The sequence below is a fragment of the Microbacterium terrae genome (genome assembly GCF_017831975.1).
In the GTDB taxonomy this organism is placed as follows: Bacteria; Actinomycetota; Actinomycetes; order Actinomycetales; family Microbacteriaceae; genus Microbacterium; species Microbacterium terrae.
Window position 1 is genome coordinate 333,826 of sequence record NZ_JAFDSS010000001.1, and the last position, 15,121, is coordinate 348,946.

A 15,121-nucleotide genomic window follows, 5' to 3' on the forward strand; every position below is an offset into this window, starting at 1 on the left:
GTCCCATGCTCTGGTTCATCCTGCGGCGCGTCGCCTCCGGCGTCGTCCTAGTCGCGGCGATCTCCTTTATCGCTTACTTCCTGCTGTATCTGGCGGGCGGAGACATCGCACGAAGGATCCTCGGCGACACGGCGACCGTCGAAGTCGTCGCCAAGAAGACCACCGAGCTCGGTCTGGATCGTCCGTTCTTCGTCCGCTACAGCGAATGGCTGGGCGGTGCCCTCAGCGGTGATCTCGGACGGAGCTGGTTCACGGGCGAACTGGTCAGCGTGAGCGTGGTCAACCGTGTCGGTGTCACCCTCTCGATCGTCGTCGGCACGATCATCATCTCGGCGGTCGTGTCGGTGGTCCTCGGAGTGCTCGCCGCACGCCGCGGTGGGTGGGTCGACTCACTCATCCAATTCATCACGATGCTCGGATTCGCGTTGCCCGGCTTCCTCATCGCGCTCGGACTGGTACTCGTCTTCGCCGTTGAGCTCGGGTGGTTCAAAGCGACCGGGTACATTCCGCTCGATGACTCCGTAGTGGGCTGGCTCTCGTCTGTGACGCTTCCGATCCTCGCGCTCTCGTTCGGCGCGGTCGCCGCCGTCGCGCAGCAGATCCGAGGCTCGGTGATCGATGCGATGTCGCGCGATTACGTCCGTACCCTCCGCTCCCGAGGCCTCCCCGCGAACTCCGTCATCTATCGTCACGTCCTGCGCAATGCGGGCGGACCCGCGCTTGCGGTGCTCGCTCTGCAATTCGTGGGGATGCTGGGTGGCGCCGTCATCATCGAGCAGATGTTCGCGATTCCCGGCATGGGCCAACTCACCGTCCAGTCCACCGTCCGAGGTGACATCCCCGTGGTGATGGGGCTGGTGATCGTGTTCGCGATCATCGTCCTCATCGTCAACTTGGTGATCGATGTCGCCCAGGCGGTTCTCAACCCGAAGGTCCGACTGTCATGACCGCCATCGACGTCCCGCAGAGCGTCCCCATCACGGCCGCGCGCGTCTCGCTGCTCAAGCGCCTGCTGCGCCGCCCCGTGGGACTCACTTCCCTCGTATTCCTCACGATCGTCGTCTTCGTGGCGATCTTCGGCCCGCTCCTCGCGCCGATGGATGCGAACTACGCCGATATCCGTGCCGTCCTCGAGCCACCGTCAGCGGCGCATCCGCTCGGCACCGACAGCGCCGGGCGGGACGTCCTGTCGCGTCTCCTCGTATCGACGCAGACCACGATCGCCGGTGCTCTGCTCGCGCTGCTGACCGCGCTCGTCATCGGAGTGGTGACGGGGCTCGTCGCAGGCTATTACCAGGGCTGGTTCAACTCTGCCGCCACCTGGGTGACCGAGCTGAACATGGCGCTTCCCGGCATGGTCGTCCTCCTCGCGGCACGGGTCATCCTCGGACCCAGCGTCTGGATCGCGATGCTGATATTCGGCGTGCTGCTCTCGCCGGCGTTCTATCGACTCGTGTACGCCTCGGTGACGACGGTGAGGGCGGAGCTCTATGTGGACGCCGCGCGAGTCTCGGGCCTCACCGACACACGCATCATCGGTCGTCACGTCCTGTCGGTGGTTCGCGCGCCGATCATCATCCAGTCGGCCATCATCGGCGGCATCGCCATCGCGATTCAATCCGGCCTCGAGTTCCTCGGCCTGGGCGACAGTGCCGTTCCGACCTGGGGATCGATGCTCAACGACGGGTTCAAGGCCATTTATCGCGAGCCGCTTCTGATGCTGTGGCCATCGCTTGCGATCGGCCTGACCTGTATCGCACTGACACTCCTCGCCAACGACATGCGTGACGAACTCGAGCGAGCTGTCTCGATTCGTCGCAGGCGGCGCCGCGCGGTGACGACCGCGACCGGTTCGATCGCCGCAGTGACGACCTCCGTCTCGCTCAGTGGCGGCGATGCTCCGATCGACCGTGACGAGGTGCCGCTCCCCGACGAGCGCGCCGGTGTCATCGTGCATCGCGATGATCGCGCCGGGGCACGCGAGCCCGCCCTCGAGGTGACGAACCTGCGCGTCGGGTACGACCAGGCAGACGGCTCGATCATCGAAGTCGTCCGTGGAGTGTCGTTCGAGATCGCCAAGGGCGAGGTCCACGGACTCATCGGCGAATCGGGCTCGGGAAAGACTCAGACTGCCTTCGCAGTGCTGGGGCTCCTGCCCCGCGGGGGCCGGGTCACCGAGGGTTCGATCCGGTATGAGGGGACCGAGCTCGCGGACGCTCCCGAGAAGGTGCTGGAGAAGGTTCGCGGCAAGCGCATCGGATACATCCCTCAGGAGCCCATGAGCAACCTCGACCCGTCGTTCACCGTCGGCAACCAGCTCGTCGAACCGTTGCGCGTGCACCTGGGACTGAGTCGGAAACAGGCGACGACGCGCGCACTCGATCTGCTGGATCGCGTCGGCATCCCTGATCCTCGCCGTACGTTCGATGCGTATCCGTTCGAAGTTTCGGGAGGAATGGCGCAGCGTGTGCTGATCGCCGGAGCGATCTCGACCGAGCCCGACCTGGTCATCGCCGATGAGCCCACGACGGCTCTCGACGTCACCGTTCAGGCCGAAATCCTCGATCTGCTCCGAGGGCTTCAGGCTGAGCACAAGATGGCGATGCTCCTGGTGACGCACAACTTCGGCGTGGTCGCAGATCTGTGCGATCAGGTCACCGTCATGCAAGCTGGTCTCTTCGTCGAGCAAGGGCCGGTGCGCGCGATCTTCAGCCGGCCAGAGCATGCCTACACGCAGGGTCTGCTCGGTGCGATCCTCGACGGCGGTCCGGCCCGCGGTGCCCTGACCCCGGCAGCAGGAGGTGTCCGGTGAGCGATGCTCCGCTCCTCGAGGTGAAGGACCTGATCGTCGACTACCCCGGCAAGGGTTTGCGAGCCAAGGCGTTCCGCGCCCTCGATGGCGTTTCGCTCGACATCCGCGCGGGAGAGACGGTCGGCCTGGTCGGCGAGTCGGGTTCCGGCAAGACCACACTCGGACGCGCCGCGCTGGGTCTCGCCCCCGTCACCGACGGGCAGATCCGATTCGACGGTCGAGACATCTCGCGCTTGAACCGGCGCGATCGGCGAGCGCTGAGCAGCGAGATCCAGGTGGTGTTCCAGGATCCGTACTCGTCCCTCAACCCGGCGATGACGATCGAGCAGATCCTCACCGAGCCGCTCACCGCGGCGGGGACCGCTCGAGCAGAGGCGCGCGATCGGGTCGCGGAGCTGCTCGGTCAGGTCGGCCTCCCCAGCGATTCGCTCCACCGCCTTCCCCGAGAGTTCTCGGGCGGGCAGAGACAGCGTGTGGCCATCGCGCGGGCGCTCGCGCTGAGTCCGCGGCTGATCGTGTGCGACGAGCCGGTCTCGGCCCTCGACCTCTCGACACAGGCGCGCGTGCTCGATCTTCTGATCGATATCCAAGAGCGCACCGGTGTCGCCTACCTGTTCGTGACCCACGATCTCGCCGTCGTCCGACACATCAGCCATCGGGTCGCAGTGATGTACCGCGGCGAGATCGTCGAATCCGGGGACGGCGATCTCGTGACCTCTCGGCCCACCCACCCCTACACCCAGCGCCTTTTCATGGCGGCGCCGGTGCCCGATCCGGACGAGCAGGTGGAACGCCGTGCCGCGCGCCGCGCACTCACGGAGGCGACACGATGAAGCCGATCGGTTCCCGGTTTCTCTTGGGCCGCGCCGACGACCGACTCGCGGAGGTCGTCGAGGCGCTCGACCAGGCGCTGGCCGACGACCCGCATGTGGCGTTCCAAGCGGCCGCTTTCAAAGACGGCATCCCGATTCTGGATGTGTGGAGCGGTCGCGGAATGGACGAGGAGACCGTCCTGGTCACCCATTCGACGACCAAGGTCACGATCGGCGTCGTGGTCGGGGTGCTCATCGAGCGCGGTCTGCTCGATCTCGATCAGCGCGTCGCGGACTACTGGCCGGAGTTCGCGGCGCGAGGAAAGCAGGACGTCACTGTTCGTCAGCTGCTCTCGCATCAGGCGGGACTGCCGCAGGCCACCCCTCCACTCGCGCTGACCGAGCTCCTCGATGATCACATCGCCGCTGAGCGGCTCGCGGCGACCGCGCCGTTCTGGCGTCCGGGAACGGCATTCGGCTATCACGGGCTCACGATCGGGAACCTCGCCGCGGAGCTCGTCTTCCGGATCACTGGTCGAACGTTCCAGCAATTCTACGAGTCCGACGTGCGGGCGCCCTACGACATCGACTTCTTCCTCGGTCTCCCCGAGGCCGAGGAAGGGCGTCGGCGGGACTCCTTCACCGCGGTGAAGCCGGCGAGGGAAGCCATGGAACTGCCTCCGTCCCTCCTCGGTGAGCTCATGCACTACGACCTCGCAGGGGATCCGGGCAACCGACCCGAGAGCTGGAGGTTCGGTCACCCCGCAGCCTTCGGCACAGGCACAGCGCGGGGACTCGCTCGGCTGCTCGCCGCCGCGGTCACCGGTGTGGACGGCGGCGCTCCGCTGCTGAGCCGAGACACCGTGGATCGCATCGGCGAGCAGCATGTGCGCGGTGTGGATCAGGTGCTCGGCATCACGGACAGGAGTTTCGGCATCGTCTTCCAGAAGCCTTACGGCGCGCGGCCCTTCGGTGGCGCCCGCTCATTCGGACATGACGGCGCCGGCGGACATCTCGCGACCATCGACCCCGAAACCGGCGTCGCGTTCGGCTGGACCACCGTGCGCGGTGCGTGGCCCGGCGGTGCCGATCCCCGAGCGGTGCGAACGTCCCGCCGAATCGGCACGTTCTTCGACACAGCGAACAACAGGAGTTGAAATATGACACTTCGGACTGCAGACCAGTACCGAGCCGGCCTTCGGGATGGACGCAAGGTCGTCTACCGGGGCGAGGAGGTTGCAGACATCCTCACCCATCCTCAGTTCATCCGCGCGGTTGAGCACTCCAGCCTGGGCTACGACATCCACGAATCGCACCCTGAGCTTGCGGTGACCGAGGTCGACGGCGACCCGCGGTCGTTCTTCTGGAACGCACCCCGCACGATCGACGACCTCATCCGGCGCGGGCGGCTGATCGAGCAGGTCTCCCGGCTCGGCGGCGGCACGATCGTGCTGAAGGAGGTCGGCTCAGATGCGCTGTTCGCGCTGCTGCGCGCCACCTGGGGTGCGGGCAACGAGAACGCGCGTCGCTATGTCGAGTTCATTGCTCGGGAGGATCTCTCGCTCGCAGTCGCTCAGACCGACGTCAAGGGCAACCGCGCCCTCGGCCCCTCCCAGCAGGCGGATCCCGACCTCTACCTCCACATCGTCGCCGAGGACGCCGAATCGATCACAGTCCGGGGTGCCAAGACTCACACGTCGTTCGCTCCGAATGTCGACGAGATCGTGGTGCTGCCGACGAGGGCGATGGGGCCGGATGACGCGGCATATGCGGTCTCCTTCGCCATTCCGGTGGACACCCCCGGCCTCACGCTCTACGTGTCGTCGTTCGCGGACGGCGAGCCGAACGAATTCGAGCACCCCCTGTCCTCGCGCCACAAGCTCCTCGAGTCCCTCACTGTTTTCGACGACGTGCGCGTCCCCAAGGACCGCGTGTTCCTCAACGGTGTCCCCGAGCACGCCGGACCACTGGCGCTCGCCTTCGTGGACTACCACCGATTCACCGCGATCAACTACAAGCTGCCGCTGCTGGATCAGATCGTCGGCGCGGCCATCCTCGTTGCGGAGGCCAACGGCATCGCGAACGCGGGCCACGTGAAGTCCAAGCTCACCGAACTGATCACGTGGGCAGAGACCGTCCGCGGACTCGCTGAGCTGTCGGCCCTGCGCGGAGCGGAGTCCGGCAATGGTGTCTTCCGACCCGACCCGCTCACAGTCAACATGGCGAAGTACCACTTCGCCCACGGGTTCAGCGCCGCCACGTCTCACCTGATCGACCTCGCCGGCGGCCTGCTCATCACCGGGCCGGGAGCGGGAGACTGGGCGAAGCCCGAGGTGCGGGCAGTTCTCGAGAAGTACTACGCCGGCGCCGTTCCCGGCGAGGCCCGGCTGCGCATCGCAAACTTCGTGTCCGATCTCACTGCGCGCGGCTACGGCGGATATCAGCGCGTGCTCGCCACGCACGCCGAAGGCTCGTTCGAGGCCGAGAAGCTGCAGATCCTGCGGGCCTACGACTCCGAGCGTGCGGTCGACTACGTGCGGGGGCTGGCCCGCGTGCCGCGATGACGGAGTGCGTCAACGGCCTATTCTGTACGCTATGCCGGTCGTGAACTCCAGTGCCCAGAGCGATCCGGCCGCGGAGGCCGCCGTGGGATGGCGCGAGTACTCGCCCATCGACCTGCCGATCATCCTCGCGGTATCGCTGGAGCAGTTCATCGCGAAGGGGTATCACGCGACATCGGTGCGGGAGATCGCGCGCGCAGTCGGGGTGACGGTCCCTGCGATCTACTACCACTTCGAGAACAAGCAGGCGCTGCTGGTGTCGCTCCTCGAGAAGGCGCTGGAGGCGCTGACGTCGAAGATCGAGGGCGCCCTGGCAGAGGCCGACGACGACCCCGTGTCGCAGCTGTCTGCGCTGGTGCAGGGGATCGCCATGTACATGGCGCACTACAGCGAGATCGCGTTCCTCGACAACGAGCGACGCGCACTCACGCCCGAGAACCTCGCGTGGTACATCCACGCTCGCGACGACATCGAGACTCCCCTGCAGCGCGCGGTGGATGCCGGTGTCGAGAGCGGTCTGTTCCAGACGACCGAACCGCACGAGTGCTGTCGGGCGATCCTGGCGATGTGTCAGGGCATCGCGGGCTGGTACCGAATGGGCGGGCCGATCTCGCCGAGCGAGCTCGCCGAACGCTACTCCCACATCGCGCTCGCCGTGGTCGAGCACCGCACCGCCGACTGATTCGCGCGTCCGACACGACGAGAATCCGCGGGGGAGCACGTTGCTGCCCCGCGGATCCTCGTTGTGTGCGAAAGTGTCAGCTCGTCAGTGACCGGGCGATCACCAGGCGCTGGATCTGGTTGGTGCCCTCGAAGATCTGCATCACCTTCGCCTCGCGCATGTAGCGCTCGACGGGGAACTCCTTGGTGTATCCGGCACCGCCGAACACCTGGACGGAGTCCGTGGTCACCTTCATCGCGGCATCCGTCGCCACGAGCTTGGAAACCGAGGCGTGCCGCGTGAAGGGAAGTCCACGGTCGCGGCGACGCGCAGCATCCACGTATGTCGCTCGGGCAGTGTCGACAGCTGCCGCCATGTCGGCGAGCAGGAATCCGAGGCCCTGATGCGCGATGATCGGCTTGCCGAACGCCTCGCGCTCGGAGGAGTAGCCCACTGCAGCATCGAGGGCCGCCTGTGCCAGGCCGGTCGCGACGGCGGCGATTCCCAGGCGGCCGCTATCGAGAGCGCCGAGCGCGATCGGCAAGCCCTGACCTTCGACGCCCAGCCGCGCGGATGCCGGGATCGGCGCGTTGCTGAGGAAGGCCGAGGCCGTCGGGATCGCGGTCAGGCCCATCTTCTCGAGTGGGTTGCTGAAGGAGAGTCCTGGTACATCACCCGGAACCGCGAAGGCTGTCACGCCACCCTGCCCGAGACGGGTACGGGCGAAGGTGACATAGACGTCGGCTGCGCCGCCGTGGGTGATCCACGCCTTTTCGCCCGTGAGACGGTAGCCGCCGCTGTCGACGCTCTCGGCACGACAGGTGAGCGCTGAGACGTCCGAGCCCGCATGGGGCTCAGACAGGCTGTACGCCGCCACCCGTGTTCCTGCGATGAGCCGCGGAACCAATTCGGTTCGCAGGGTGTCGTCACCGTAGCGGATCACCGCGGCCGTCGCCATGGAGTGCACGCTGACCGCGACGGCGACCGACGCCCAGTGTCGAGCGACTTCCTCGAGCGCCTGCAGATAGACCTCGTACGGCTGCTCGGCACCACCCCAGCGCTCCTCGAACGGGAGCCCGAGCAGCCCCAGTTCACCGAGGCGCGCGAAGAGTCCCGTCGGATATCGACCCTCCCGTTCGTGTTCGTCCACGATCGGGGCGAGTTCCTTCGTGCAGAAATCGTGGATGAGGTCGAGGAGGTCGTGCGCCTCATCGGTCGGGAGAAGCCGTTCTATCCGTGGGGCTCGGCCTCGGGGGAGTGCAGGCGCGCTCACCGTCCTCTCCACACCGGATCGCGCTTCTCGGCGAAGGCCCGCGCTCCCTCGGCGGCGTCGTCGGTGTCGAAGACCGGCATGACAAGGCGATCCTGAGCGTCCCAGATATCGGCGTCCCATTCGGACGCGTAGCGCTCGCTCTCGCGGAGGAAGCCCTTGGTCGCCTGGACGGCCAGGGGAGCGTTGCGCGAGATCGTCCCGGCGAGGTCGAGTGCGGCATCCAGTACCTGGTCGTCCTCAACGACCTTGTTCACGAGACCGTGCTGCAGAGCGCGGTCGGCGCTCATCGGCGCACCCGTGAACAGGAGTTCGGATGCGACGCGGCGGGGCAGGATGCGCTGCAGGCGCACGACGCCGCCGGCAGCGGCGACCAGGCCACGAGCGACCTCGGGGAAGCCAATCCGAGTGGAGTCACCCGCGACCGCGATGTCGGCGGCCAGGGCGATCTCGGCGCCGCCGCCGAATGCGAAGCCGTTCACGGCGGCGATCACCGGCTTGTCGATCACGTGGCGCACGATCCCGGCGAACCCCCATTCGGGGTGCTCGGGGTGCTCGGCGTCCTCCCCGCGCGCGAACGCCTTGAGGTCGTAGCCGGCGCTGAAACCACGGCCCGCGCCCGTGATGACGATGCACCGAACACGGTCGTCGTCCGACGCCGACGCGATCGCGTCGCCGAGCGCGGTCGCCATCGCGGCATCGACGGCATTTAGGGCGTGGGGTCGATTGAGGGTGATGAGCGCGATCGCACCGCGCAATTCAGTGAGGACCGTTGGCGCGTCGACTGCTTCTTCCCGGCCCACGGTCAGATCCGCTCGATGATGGTCGCGTTCGCCATGCCGGCACCCTCGCACATGGTTTGCAGTCCGTAGCGCCCGCCGGTGTGCTCGAGGTGGTTCACGAGGGTGGCGAGCAGACGCGTGCCCGAGGCGCCCAGAGGGTGACCGAGAGCGATCGCCCCACCCCGCGGGTTGAGCTTGGCGAGGTCGGCACCCAGATCGGCCGCCCACGCGAGCGGCACCGGGGCGAACGCCTCGTTGACCTCGTAGGCGTCGATGTCGTCGATCGCAAGACCCGTGCGCTGCAGCACCTTTCGGGTTGCGGGGATCGGAGCGGTGAGCATCTCGATCGGGTCGGCACCGACTACCGCGAATCCGGTGAAGCGGGCACGGGGCGTCAGTCCCAATTCGGCCGCCTTCGCGGCCGAGCAGATGAGCGCCGCCGACGCGCCGTCGGTGTACGGCGAGGAGTTTCCGGCGGTGATCTTCCAGTCGATCTGCGGAAAGCGGTGGGCGTACTTCTCTTCGGCGAATGCGGGCTGAAGGCTCGAGAGCGCTTCCGCAGTCGTGGTGGGGCGCACCGTCTCATCGATGACGTGGTCGACGGATTCGCCGTCCGCGTTCCGCACACGCACCGGGATGATCTCCCGGTCGAAGAGTCCGCCGTCTGCCGCATCGGCAGCGAGCCGGTGGGAGCGCGCCGAGTACTCGTCGAGGTCGGCGCGGCTGAAGCCCCACTTGCTGGCGATGATCTCGGCCGAGATGCCCTGATGGACCAGACCCTCGGGGTAGCGGGCGCGCAGGCGCTCGCCGAGCGGGTCGCGACCGAGGGCGGACGACCCCATCGGCACGCGGCTCATCGACTCGACGCCGGCGGCGATCACGATGTCGTGTGTTCCCGACATGATCGCCTGCGCCGCGAACATCACCGCCTGCTGGCTCGATCCGCACTGGCGATCGATGGTCGTGCCGGGGACGTGCTCGGGGAGTCCCGCGGCCAGCAGACCGTGACGGGCGATGTTGAGCGACTGGTCGCCCACCTGATTGACGCAACCCGCGATCACATCGTCGACGAGTCCGGCGTCGATCCCCGTGCGGCCGACGAGGGATTCGAGCACGGTGGCAAGCAGGTCGACCGGATGTGTGCCGTGCAGCGCCCCGCCGGGCTTGCCGCGTCCTGAGGCGGTGCGGATGACATCGACGATGACGGCTTCGATCATGAGAGGACTCCTGAAGATGAGCGGACTGAAGTGGGATCATCGGCGGCGAGGTCGACGCCCAGCCAGTCCCGGAGGATCCCCGCGCGATCGGCGTCGGGGATCGGCGGCGGGGTGGGTGAGGGAAGGTCGAGGTGGAGAGAGAAGCGCGGGGCGGCGGACGCCTGGGCCGCGCCATCCTGCACTCGAATCGTGCCGCGTGCCTGAAGGTGGCGGTCTGCGGCGGCTTCGGCGAGGGTCAGCACCGGCGTCACGCAGGCGTCGGTGTCGCCGAAGGCCTCGGCCCATTCGTCGCGCGTGCGCGTGGCGAACCTCGCGGCGAGGACCTCTCGAAGTGCGGGCCAGTTGTCACGGTCATCGCGGTCGGGGACGTCCGCGGAGTCCAGTCCCAGCCCGTCCAGCATCGCCGCGTAGAACGGCTCTTCAAGCGCGCCGACAGCGACATGCCCTCCGTCGGCGCAGGCATAGGTGTCGTAGAACGGGGCGCCACCATCGAGGAGGTTGCTGCCGCGGCGGTCGACCCACGCTCCGGCTGCGAGCATCGACCGGGTCATCTGGAGGAGCAGGCTCGCGCCGTCGACCATCGCCGCGTCGACCGTCTGTCCGAGCCCGGTGCGTCCGCGCTCCCAGAGCGCCGCGAGGATGCCGACCAGCAGCAGCATCGATCCTCCGCCGTAGTCGGCGACGAGATTGAGCGGCGGCACGGGGCGATCGTCGCTGCGGCCGATGGCGTGAAGACCTCCGGTCAGCGCGAGGTAGTTGATGTCATGACCCGCCGTGCGGGCACGAGGCCCGGTCTGACCCCAGCCGGTGATCCGGCCGTAGACCAGCCGCGGATTTCGCGCGCGAACGTCGTCGGGACCGAGCCCGAGTCGCTCCACGACCCCGGGCCGGTAGCCCTCGATGAGCACATCGGCCTTCTCGCACAGCTGCAGAAGAAGCTCGCGCTGGTCCGGATCCTTGAGATCGGCCGCGAGGGAGCGACGCCCGCGCACCAGCCAATCGGAGGAGCCTGCCGTGAGGTCGAGTCCAGGGGTGGGCCGGTCGACGCGCACCACGTCGGCACCCAGGTCGGCGAGCACCATCGCCGCGTGGGGACCCGGGCCGATTCCGGCGAGTTCGATCACGCGGATGCCGGAGAGGGGGCCGGCGCTCATCGGTGACGCCGTTCGATCTCGCGTCCGATGATCTCCTTCATGATCTCGGTCGTCCCGCCGTAGATGGACTGCACGCGGGAGTCGCGGAACGCCCGGCCGATCGGGAACTCCTCGGTGAAGCCGTATCCGCCGAACAGCTGGAGTCCGCGTGTGACGATGCGTTCCTGAAGCTCGGTCGTCCACCACTTCGCCTTCGAGGCGTCGCCGGTGGTGAGCGAGCCCTCATTCTGGGCGAGCACGGCCGCGTGGACGTAGGCGCGCGTGACGTCGAGCTCGGTCTCCATCTCGGCCAGCATGAACCGGGTATTCTGGAAGTCGCCCACACGGGTGCCGAATGCGGTGCGCTGGAACACGTAGTCCTCGGTCCAGCGCAGCGCCGCCGCCGATCCTGCCAGCGCGGCGACCGCGATCGACAGTCGCTCGCGTGGGAGCCCGGCCATGAGGTATCCGAACGCCGCGCCGACTTCGCCGAGGACGTTCTCGGCCGGGACGCGCACCTGGTCGAAGAAGAGCTCGGCGGTGTCCTGCGCGTGCAGCCCGATCTTGTCGATCTTGCGCCCGCGCTCGAAGCCCGGCGCCTCGCGTTCCACGACGAAGAGCGTGTGACGCGGTCCTGACCCGGTGTCGGTGCGGGCGACGACGATCACGAGGTCGGCATGGATGCCGTTCGTGATGAACGTCTTCTGTCCCGACAGCACCCAGTCCGAGCCATCCCGCACCGCCGATGTGGTGATGCCGCGCAGATCGCTGCCGGTGCCGGGCTCCGTCATCGCGATCGCCGAGATCGTCTCACCCGACACGAGCGAGGGCATCCAGCGCTCGAGCTGATCCTTCGTGGCGTGTTCGAGCAGGTAGGGGATCACGATGTCGTCCTGGAGGGCGAACCCGGAGGCGAGCGAGGTGGCTCCGGCGAAGGCGAGCTCTTCGGCGATGACGCAGCGGAAGCGGTAGTCGTCGACGTCAGCGCCTCCGAACGCTTCCTGTGCGGCCATCCCGAGAAGCCCCGCCGCGCCCGCGTCCGTCCAGGCCGCACGGTCGATGAGGCGATCCGCTTCCCACTGGGGGTAGGACGGGGCGACTGAGTGGGCGATGTAGGTCGCGACGACCTCGCGGAACGCCTCGTGGTCGTCGTCGTAGAACGTCTGCCTCATCGCGCGGCTCCGGCGGGGACGGGGAGGATGCTGTCGGCCAGGCGTCCGCGGATGATGGCCTCGGCCTCGTCGACCATGCGGGAGAGGAGCTCCGCCACTGTGGGGATGTCCTCGATGAGTCCCTGGGTGGTGCCGACGGTCCAGATACCCGCCTCGACGTCGCCGGTCTCCCAGACCTGTCGGCCCCGCGCTCCCGCCACCAGTGCGCGCACGTCGGCGAACTCGCCGCCGCCCTGGAGGATCTGCACGACCTCCCGGCTGACGGCGTTCGATGCGACGCGCGAGGTGTTGCGAAGGGGACGCAGGATGAGCTCGGTGTCGAGTTCGGTGGATGCGACGATGTGTTCCTTCACTGAGCGGTGCACCGGCGCTTCCTCGGTCGCGACGAAGCGGGTGCCCATGTTCACGCCGTCGGCGCCCAGCGCGAGCGCGGCGACGAGTCCCCGCGCATCCGCGATGCCGCCCGAGGCGATCATGGGGATCTCGATCTCGCGGGCCGCGGCCGGGATCAGCACGAGTCCGGCGACGTCGTCCTCTCCCGGGTGACCCGCGCACTCGAATCCGTCGATCGAGATCACGTCGACCCCCAGCGACTGCGCCTTCACCGCGTGGCGGACGCTGGTGCACTTGTGGATCACGGTGATTCCCGCGTCGTGGAACGCGGGGAGATGCGGAGCGGGGTTCGAGCCCGCAGTCTCGACGATCTTCACGCCGGAATCGATGATCGCCTGGCGGTACTCCTCGTAGGGCGGCGGGGTGATCGACGGCAGGATCGTGAGGTTCACCGCGAACGGCTTGTCGGTGAGGTCGCGCGCACGGGCGATCTCTTCCCGCAGATCCTGCGGTGTCGGCTGGGTGAGGGCGGTGATCGTGCCGAGGCCGCCGGCATTCGAGACGGCGGCGGCCAGGCCCGCCCGACCGACGAACATCATGCCGCCCTGGACGATGGGGGCCTCGATGCCGAGCAGCTCGGTGAGGCGGGTGCGGATCGTCATGTGTGTGCTCGTTCCTCTGGGGCTCAGCGTGCGGTCATGCGGATCGCGCCGTCGACGCGGATCGTCTCGCCGTTGATCATGGGGTTGGACACGATGTGCGCGACGAGGGCGGCGTACTCGGCCGGGTTGCCCAGCCTGCTGGGGTGCGGCACCTGCTGGCCGAGAGACTGGCGGGCGGCCTCCGGCAGCGACGCGAGCAGCGGGGTGTCGAACAGGCCCGGCGCGATCGTGTTGACGCGGATCTGCGTCGAGGCGAGTTCACGGGCGACTGGGAGCGTGAGTCCGACGATGCCGCTCTTGGAAGCGGAGTAGGCGGCTTGACCGATCTGGCCGTCGTACGCGGCGACCGAGGCGGTGTTGATGATGACGCCGCGCTCCTCGCCCAGGAGCGGCTGCTGCTGCATGCGCTCGGCGGCGAGGCGGATGACGTTGAACGAGCCGACCAGATTGATGTCGATGACACGCTGGAAGTCGGCCAGGGGGTGGGGCCCGGTCTTCGAAACCACGCGGATGCCTGCTCCGGTGCCCGCGCAGTTGACGGCGACGCGGAGCGGACCGAGCTCCGCGGCGATGTCGAGGGCGGCCGAGACCTGCTCCTCTTTGCGCACGTCGGCGGGTGCGAAGCGGATGTTGGCGGGGTCCTCGTCCTCAAGGCGCTGACCGTCCGAACGGGGGAGATCGAGGATGACGACCTTGGCTCCCGCGGCGCGTAGCGCCTGTGTGGTCGCGAGGCCGAGCCCGGATGCCCCGCCCGTCACCACTGCGACCTGACCACTGAGCTCCATGACATTCCTCCATCGGGTTCTCGCGCGTCGATGCGCGATGAGTTAGCGCTCGATAAGCTACCTTCAACACGTCGAGCACGCAACCTTGCAAGGAGAGATCAGGATGCCGAAGTCACAGGATCCCCGACTGATCGTCGAGCGCAGCGACGGTGCGCTCACCGTCACGCTCGCCGCCGCCGAGCGACGCAACGCTGTCGACGAGCCGCTTCTGCGGGCACTCGGCGACCTCATCGCCGGGGCGGGGGAGCGCGTAGCGGACGGCGAACGGGTCATCGTGCTGCGCGGAGCCGGCGGGGCGTTCTCGTCCGGGGTCGACCTCGGGGCCGCCGAGGAACTCGCCCAGCCCGCGAACGCTGGACGGACCATCGATGCGGCGAACGATCTGGTGCGCGGGATCCTCGAGGCTCCCGTCCCGGTCGTGTCGGTGGTCGCAGGCCCCTGTGCGGGCGTCGGGGTCCCAATCGCGCTGGCGGCTGACGTCGTGCTGGCGACCAGCGCCGCGTACTTCCAGCTCGCCTTCACGCGGGTGGGACTCATGCCCGACGGCGGCGCGACCGCGTTGATCGCGGCATCCGTCGGTCGGACCGCCGCCATGCGCATGGCGCTTCTGGCCGAGCGCATCGGCGCGCCCGAGGCTGCTGTCCACGGCCTCGTGAGCCGCGTGGTCGATGCCGGAGACCTCGAATCGGCGCTCGATGGAATCGTCGGGACGTTCCGCTCCGGCCCGGCGGCGGCGATCGCACAGACCAAGGCTGCCGTCAACGCCGCGACCCTGGTGGAGCTGTCGGCCGCGTTCGCGCGCGAGCGCGCAGGCCAGGTCGGGCTTCTCACCGCTCACGACTTCGCCGAGGGCGCTCTCGCCTTCCGCGAGAAGCGCGCCCCGGCGTTCACGGATCTGCCGGGATAGGACGACCCTGAGCC

The 15,121-nt window shown here is 68.0% G+C and carries 14 protein-coding genes; 7 read left to right on the top strand and 7 right to left on the bottom strand.

From position 1 onward, the window contains the following. The first annotated feature begins 5 nt into the window (after positions 1–5). From JOD63_RS01495 to JOD63_RS01520, 6 genes are read left to right on the top strand one after another with little or no spacing between them, the layout of a single operon-like run. Positions 6–947 carry an ABC transporter permease gene (locus JOD63_RS01495; protein ID WP_045277148.1) on the top strand — a complete coding sequence of 314 codons (942 nt, stop codon included), beginning with the start codon at positions 6–8 and terminating at the stop codon, positions 945–947. Continuing rightward, the gene (locus JOD63_RS01500) at positions 944–2,812 is read left to right on the top strand and encodes a dipeptide/oligopeptide/nickel ABC transporter permease/ATP-binding protein (RefSeq protein ID WP_045277149.1); all 1,869 of its coding nucleotides are present in this window, start codon (positions 944–946) and stop codon (positions 2,810–2,812) included. Before JOD63_RS01495 ends, JOD63_RS01500 begins: the two co-directional genes overlap by 4 nt. After that, a complete protein-coding gene (locus JOD63_RS01505) occupies positions 2,809–3,645 on the top strand; it encodes an ATP-binding cassette domain-containing protein (protein ID WP_045277150.1) in 837 nt (278 codons plus the stop codon). Before JOD63_RS01500 ends, JOD63_RS01505 begins: the two co-directional genes overlap by 4 nt. Beyond that, entirely contained in the window at positions 3,642–4,781 is a 1,140-nt protein-coding gene (locus tag JOD63_RS01510; protein WP_045277151.1) for an EstA family serine hydrolase, read from the top strand. Before JOD63_RS01505 ends, JOD63_RS01510 begins: the two co-directional genes overlap by 4 nt. Before the next feature lie 3 nt (positions 4,782–4,784). Continuing rightward, entirely contained in the window at positions 4,785–6,188 is a 1,404-nt protein-coding gene (locus JOD63_RS01515) for a 4-hydroxyphenylacetate 3-hydroxylase N-terminal domain-containing protein (protein WP_045277152.1), read from the top strand. 40 nt (positions 6,189–6,228) lie between these two features. Beyond that, positions 6,229–6,867, top strand: coding sequence for a TetR/AcrR family transcriptional regulator (locus tag JOD63_RS01520; RefSeq protein WP_211088023.1), 639 nt, complete (start codon positions 6,229–6,231; stop codon positions 6,865–6,867). Positions 6,868–6,943: 76 nt separating this feature from the next. On the opposite strand, the gene JOD63_RS01525 is transcribed toward JOD63_RS01520, so the two are convergent. From JOD63_RS01525 to JOD63_RS01555, 7 genes are read right to left on the bottom strand one after another with little or no spacing between them, the layout of a single operon-like run. Continuing rightward, complete coding sequence (locus JOD63_RS01525) at positions 6,944–8,119, bottom strand: acyl-CoA dehydrogenase family protein (RefSeq protein ID WP_169748420.1); 1,176 nt, start codon at positions 8,117–8,119, stop codon at positions 6,944–6,946. Next, the gene (locus JOD63_RS01530; RefSeq protein ID WP_211088024.1) at positions 8,116–8,919 is read right to left on the bottom strand and encodes a crotonase/enoyl-CoA hydratase family protein; all 804 of its coding nucleotides are present in this window, start codon (positions 8,917–8,919) and stop codon (positions 8,116–8,118) included. Before JOD63_RS01530 ends, JOD63_RS01525 begins: the two co-directional genes overlap by 4 nt. Before the next feature lie 2 nt (positions 8,920–8,921). Then, on the bottom strand, positions 8,922–10,115 hold the full coding sequence (locus tag JOD63_RS01535; RefSeq protein ID WP_045277154.1) for a thiolase family protein: 1,194 nt from the start codon (positions 10,113–10,115) through the stop codon (positions 8,922–8,924). Beyond that, on the bottom strand, positions 10,112–11,269 hold the full coding sequence (locus JOD63_RS01540; protein ID WP_045277155.1) for a CaiB/BaiF CoA transferase family protein: 1,158 nt from the start codon (positions 11,267–11,269) through the stop codon (positions 10,112–10,114). Before JOD63_RS01540 ends, JOD63_RS01535 begins: the two co-directional genes overlap by 4 nt. Continuing rightward, positions 11,266–12,420 carry an acyl-CoA dehydrogenase family protein gene (locus JOD63_RS01545; protein ID WP_045277156.1) on the bottom strand — a complete coding sequence of 385 codons (1,155 nt, stop codon included), beginning with the start codon at positions 12,418–12,420 and terminating at the stop codon, positions 11,266–11,268. The genes JOD63_RS01540 and JOD63_RS01545 overlap by 4 nt, the downstream gene beginning before the upstream one ends. Beyond that, the gene (locus tag JOD63_RS01550; protein ID WP_045277157.1) at positions 12,417–13,415 is read right to left on the bottom strand and encodes an NAD(P)H-dependent flavin oxidoreductase; all 999 of its coding nucleotides are present in this window, start codon (positions 13,413–13,415) and stop codon (positions 12,417–12,419) included. The genes JOD63_RS01545 and JOD63_RS01550 overlap by 4 nt, the downstream gene beginning before the upstream one ends. Positions 13,416–13,438: 23 nt before the next feature. Further along, positions 13,439–14,200, bottom strand: a complete 762-nt coding sequence (locus JOD63_RS01555) for a 3-hydroxyacyl-CoA dehydrogenase (protein ID WP_045277158.1) — start codon at positions 14,198–14,200, stop codon at positions 13,439–13,441. 103 nt (positions 14,201–14,303) lie between these two features. On the opposite strand from JOD63_RS01555, the gene JOD63_RS01560 reads away from it, so the two are divergent. Continuing rightward, positions 14,304–15,107 carry an enoyl-CoA hydratase-related protein gene (locus JOD63_RS01560; RefSeq protein WP_045277159.1) on the top strand — a complete coding sequence of 268 codons (804 nt, stop codon included), beginning with the start codon at positions 14,304–14,306 and terminating at the stop codon, positions 15,105–15,107. Positions 15,108–15,121 lie beyond the last annotated feature (14 nt).

Excerpts from the sequence above, each read along its gene's own strand:
- JOD63_RS01510 (WP_045277151.1), top strand. The coding sequence starts at position 3,642 with ATGAAGCCGATCGGTTCCCGGTTTCTCTTGGGCCGCGCCGACGACCGA.
- JOD63_RS01555 (WP_045277158.1), bottom strand. The coding sequence starts at position 14,200 with ATGGAGCTCAGTGGTCAGGTCGCAGTGGTGACGGGCGGGGCATCCGGG.
- JOD63_RS01545 (WP_045277156.1), bottom strand. The coding sequence starts at position 12,420 with ATGAGGCAGACGTTCTACGACGACGACCACGAGGCGTTCCGCGAGGTC.
- JOD63_RS01535 (WP_045277154.1), bottom strand. The coding sequence starts at position 10,115 with ATGATCGAAGCCGTCATCGTCGATGTCATCCGCACCGCCTCAGGACGC.
- JOD63_RS01540 (WP_045277155.1), bottom strand. The coding sequence starts at position 11,269 with ATGAGCGCCGGCCCCCTCTCCGGCATCCGCGTGATCGAACTCGCCGGA.
- JOD63_RS01495 (WP_045277148.1), top strand. The coding sequence starts at position 6 with ATGCTCTGGTTCATCCTGCGGCGCGTCGCCTCCGGCGTCGTCCTAGTC.
- JOD63_RS01500 (WP_045277149.1), top strand. The coding sequence starts at position 944 with ATGACCGCCATCGACGTCCCGCAGAGCGTCCCCATCACGGCCGCGCGC.
- JOD63_RS01515 (WP_045277152.1), top strand. The coding sequence starts at position 4,785 with ATGACACTTCGGACTGCAGACCAGTACCGAGCCGGCCTTCGGGATGGA.
- JOD63_RS01550 (WP_045277157.1), bottom strand. The coding sequence starts at position 13,415 with ATGACGATCCGCACCCGCCTCACCGAGCTGCTCGGCATCGAGGCCCCC.
- JOD63_RS01560 (WP_045277159.1), top strand. The coding sequence starts at position 14,304 with ATGCCGAAGTCACAGGATCCCCGACTGATCGTCGAGCGCAGCGACGGT.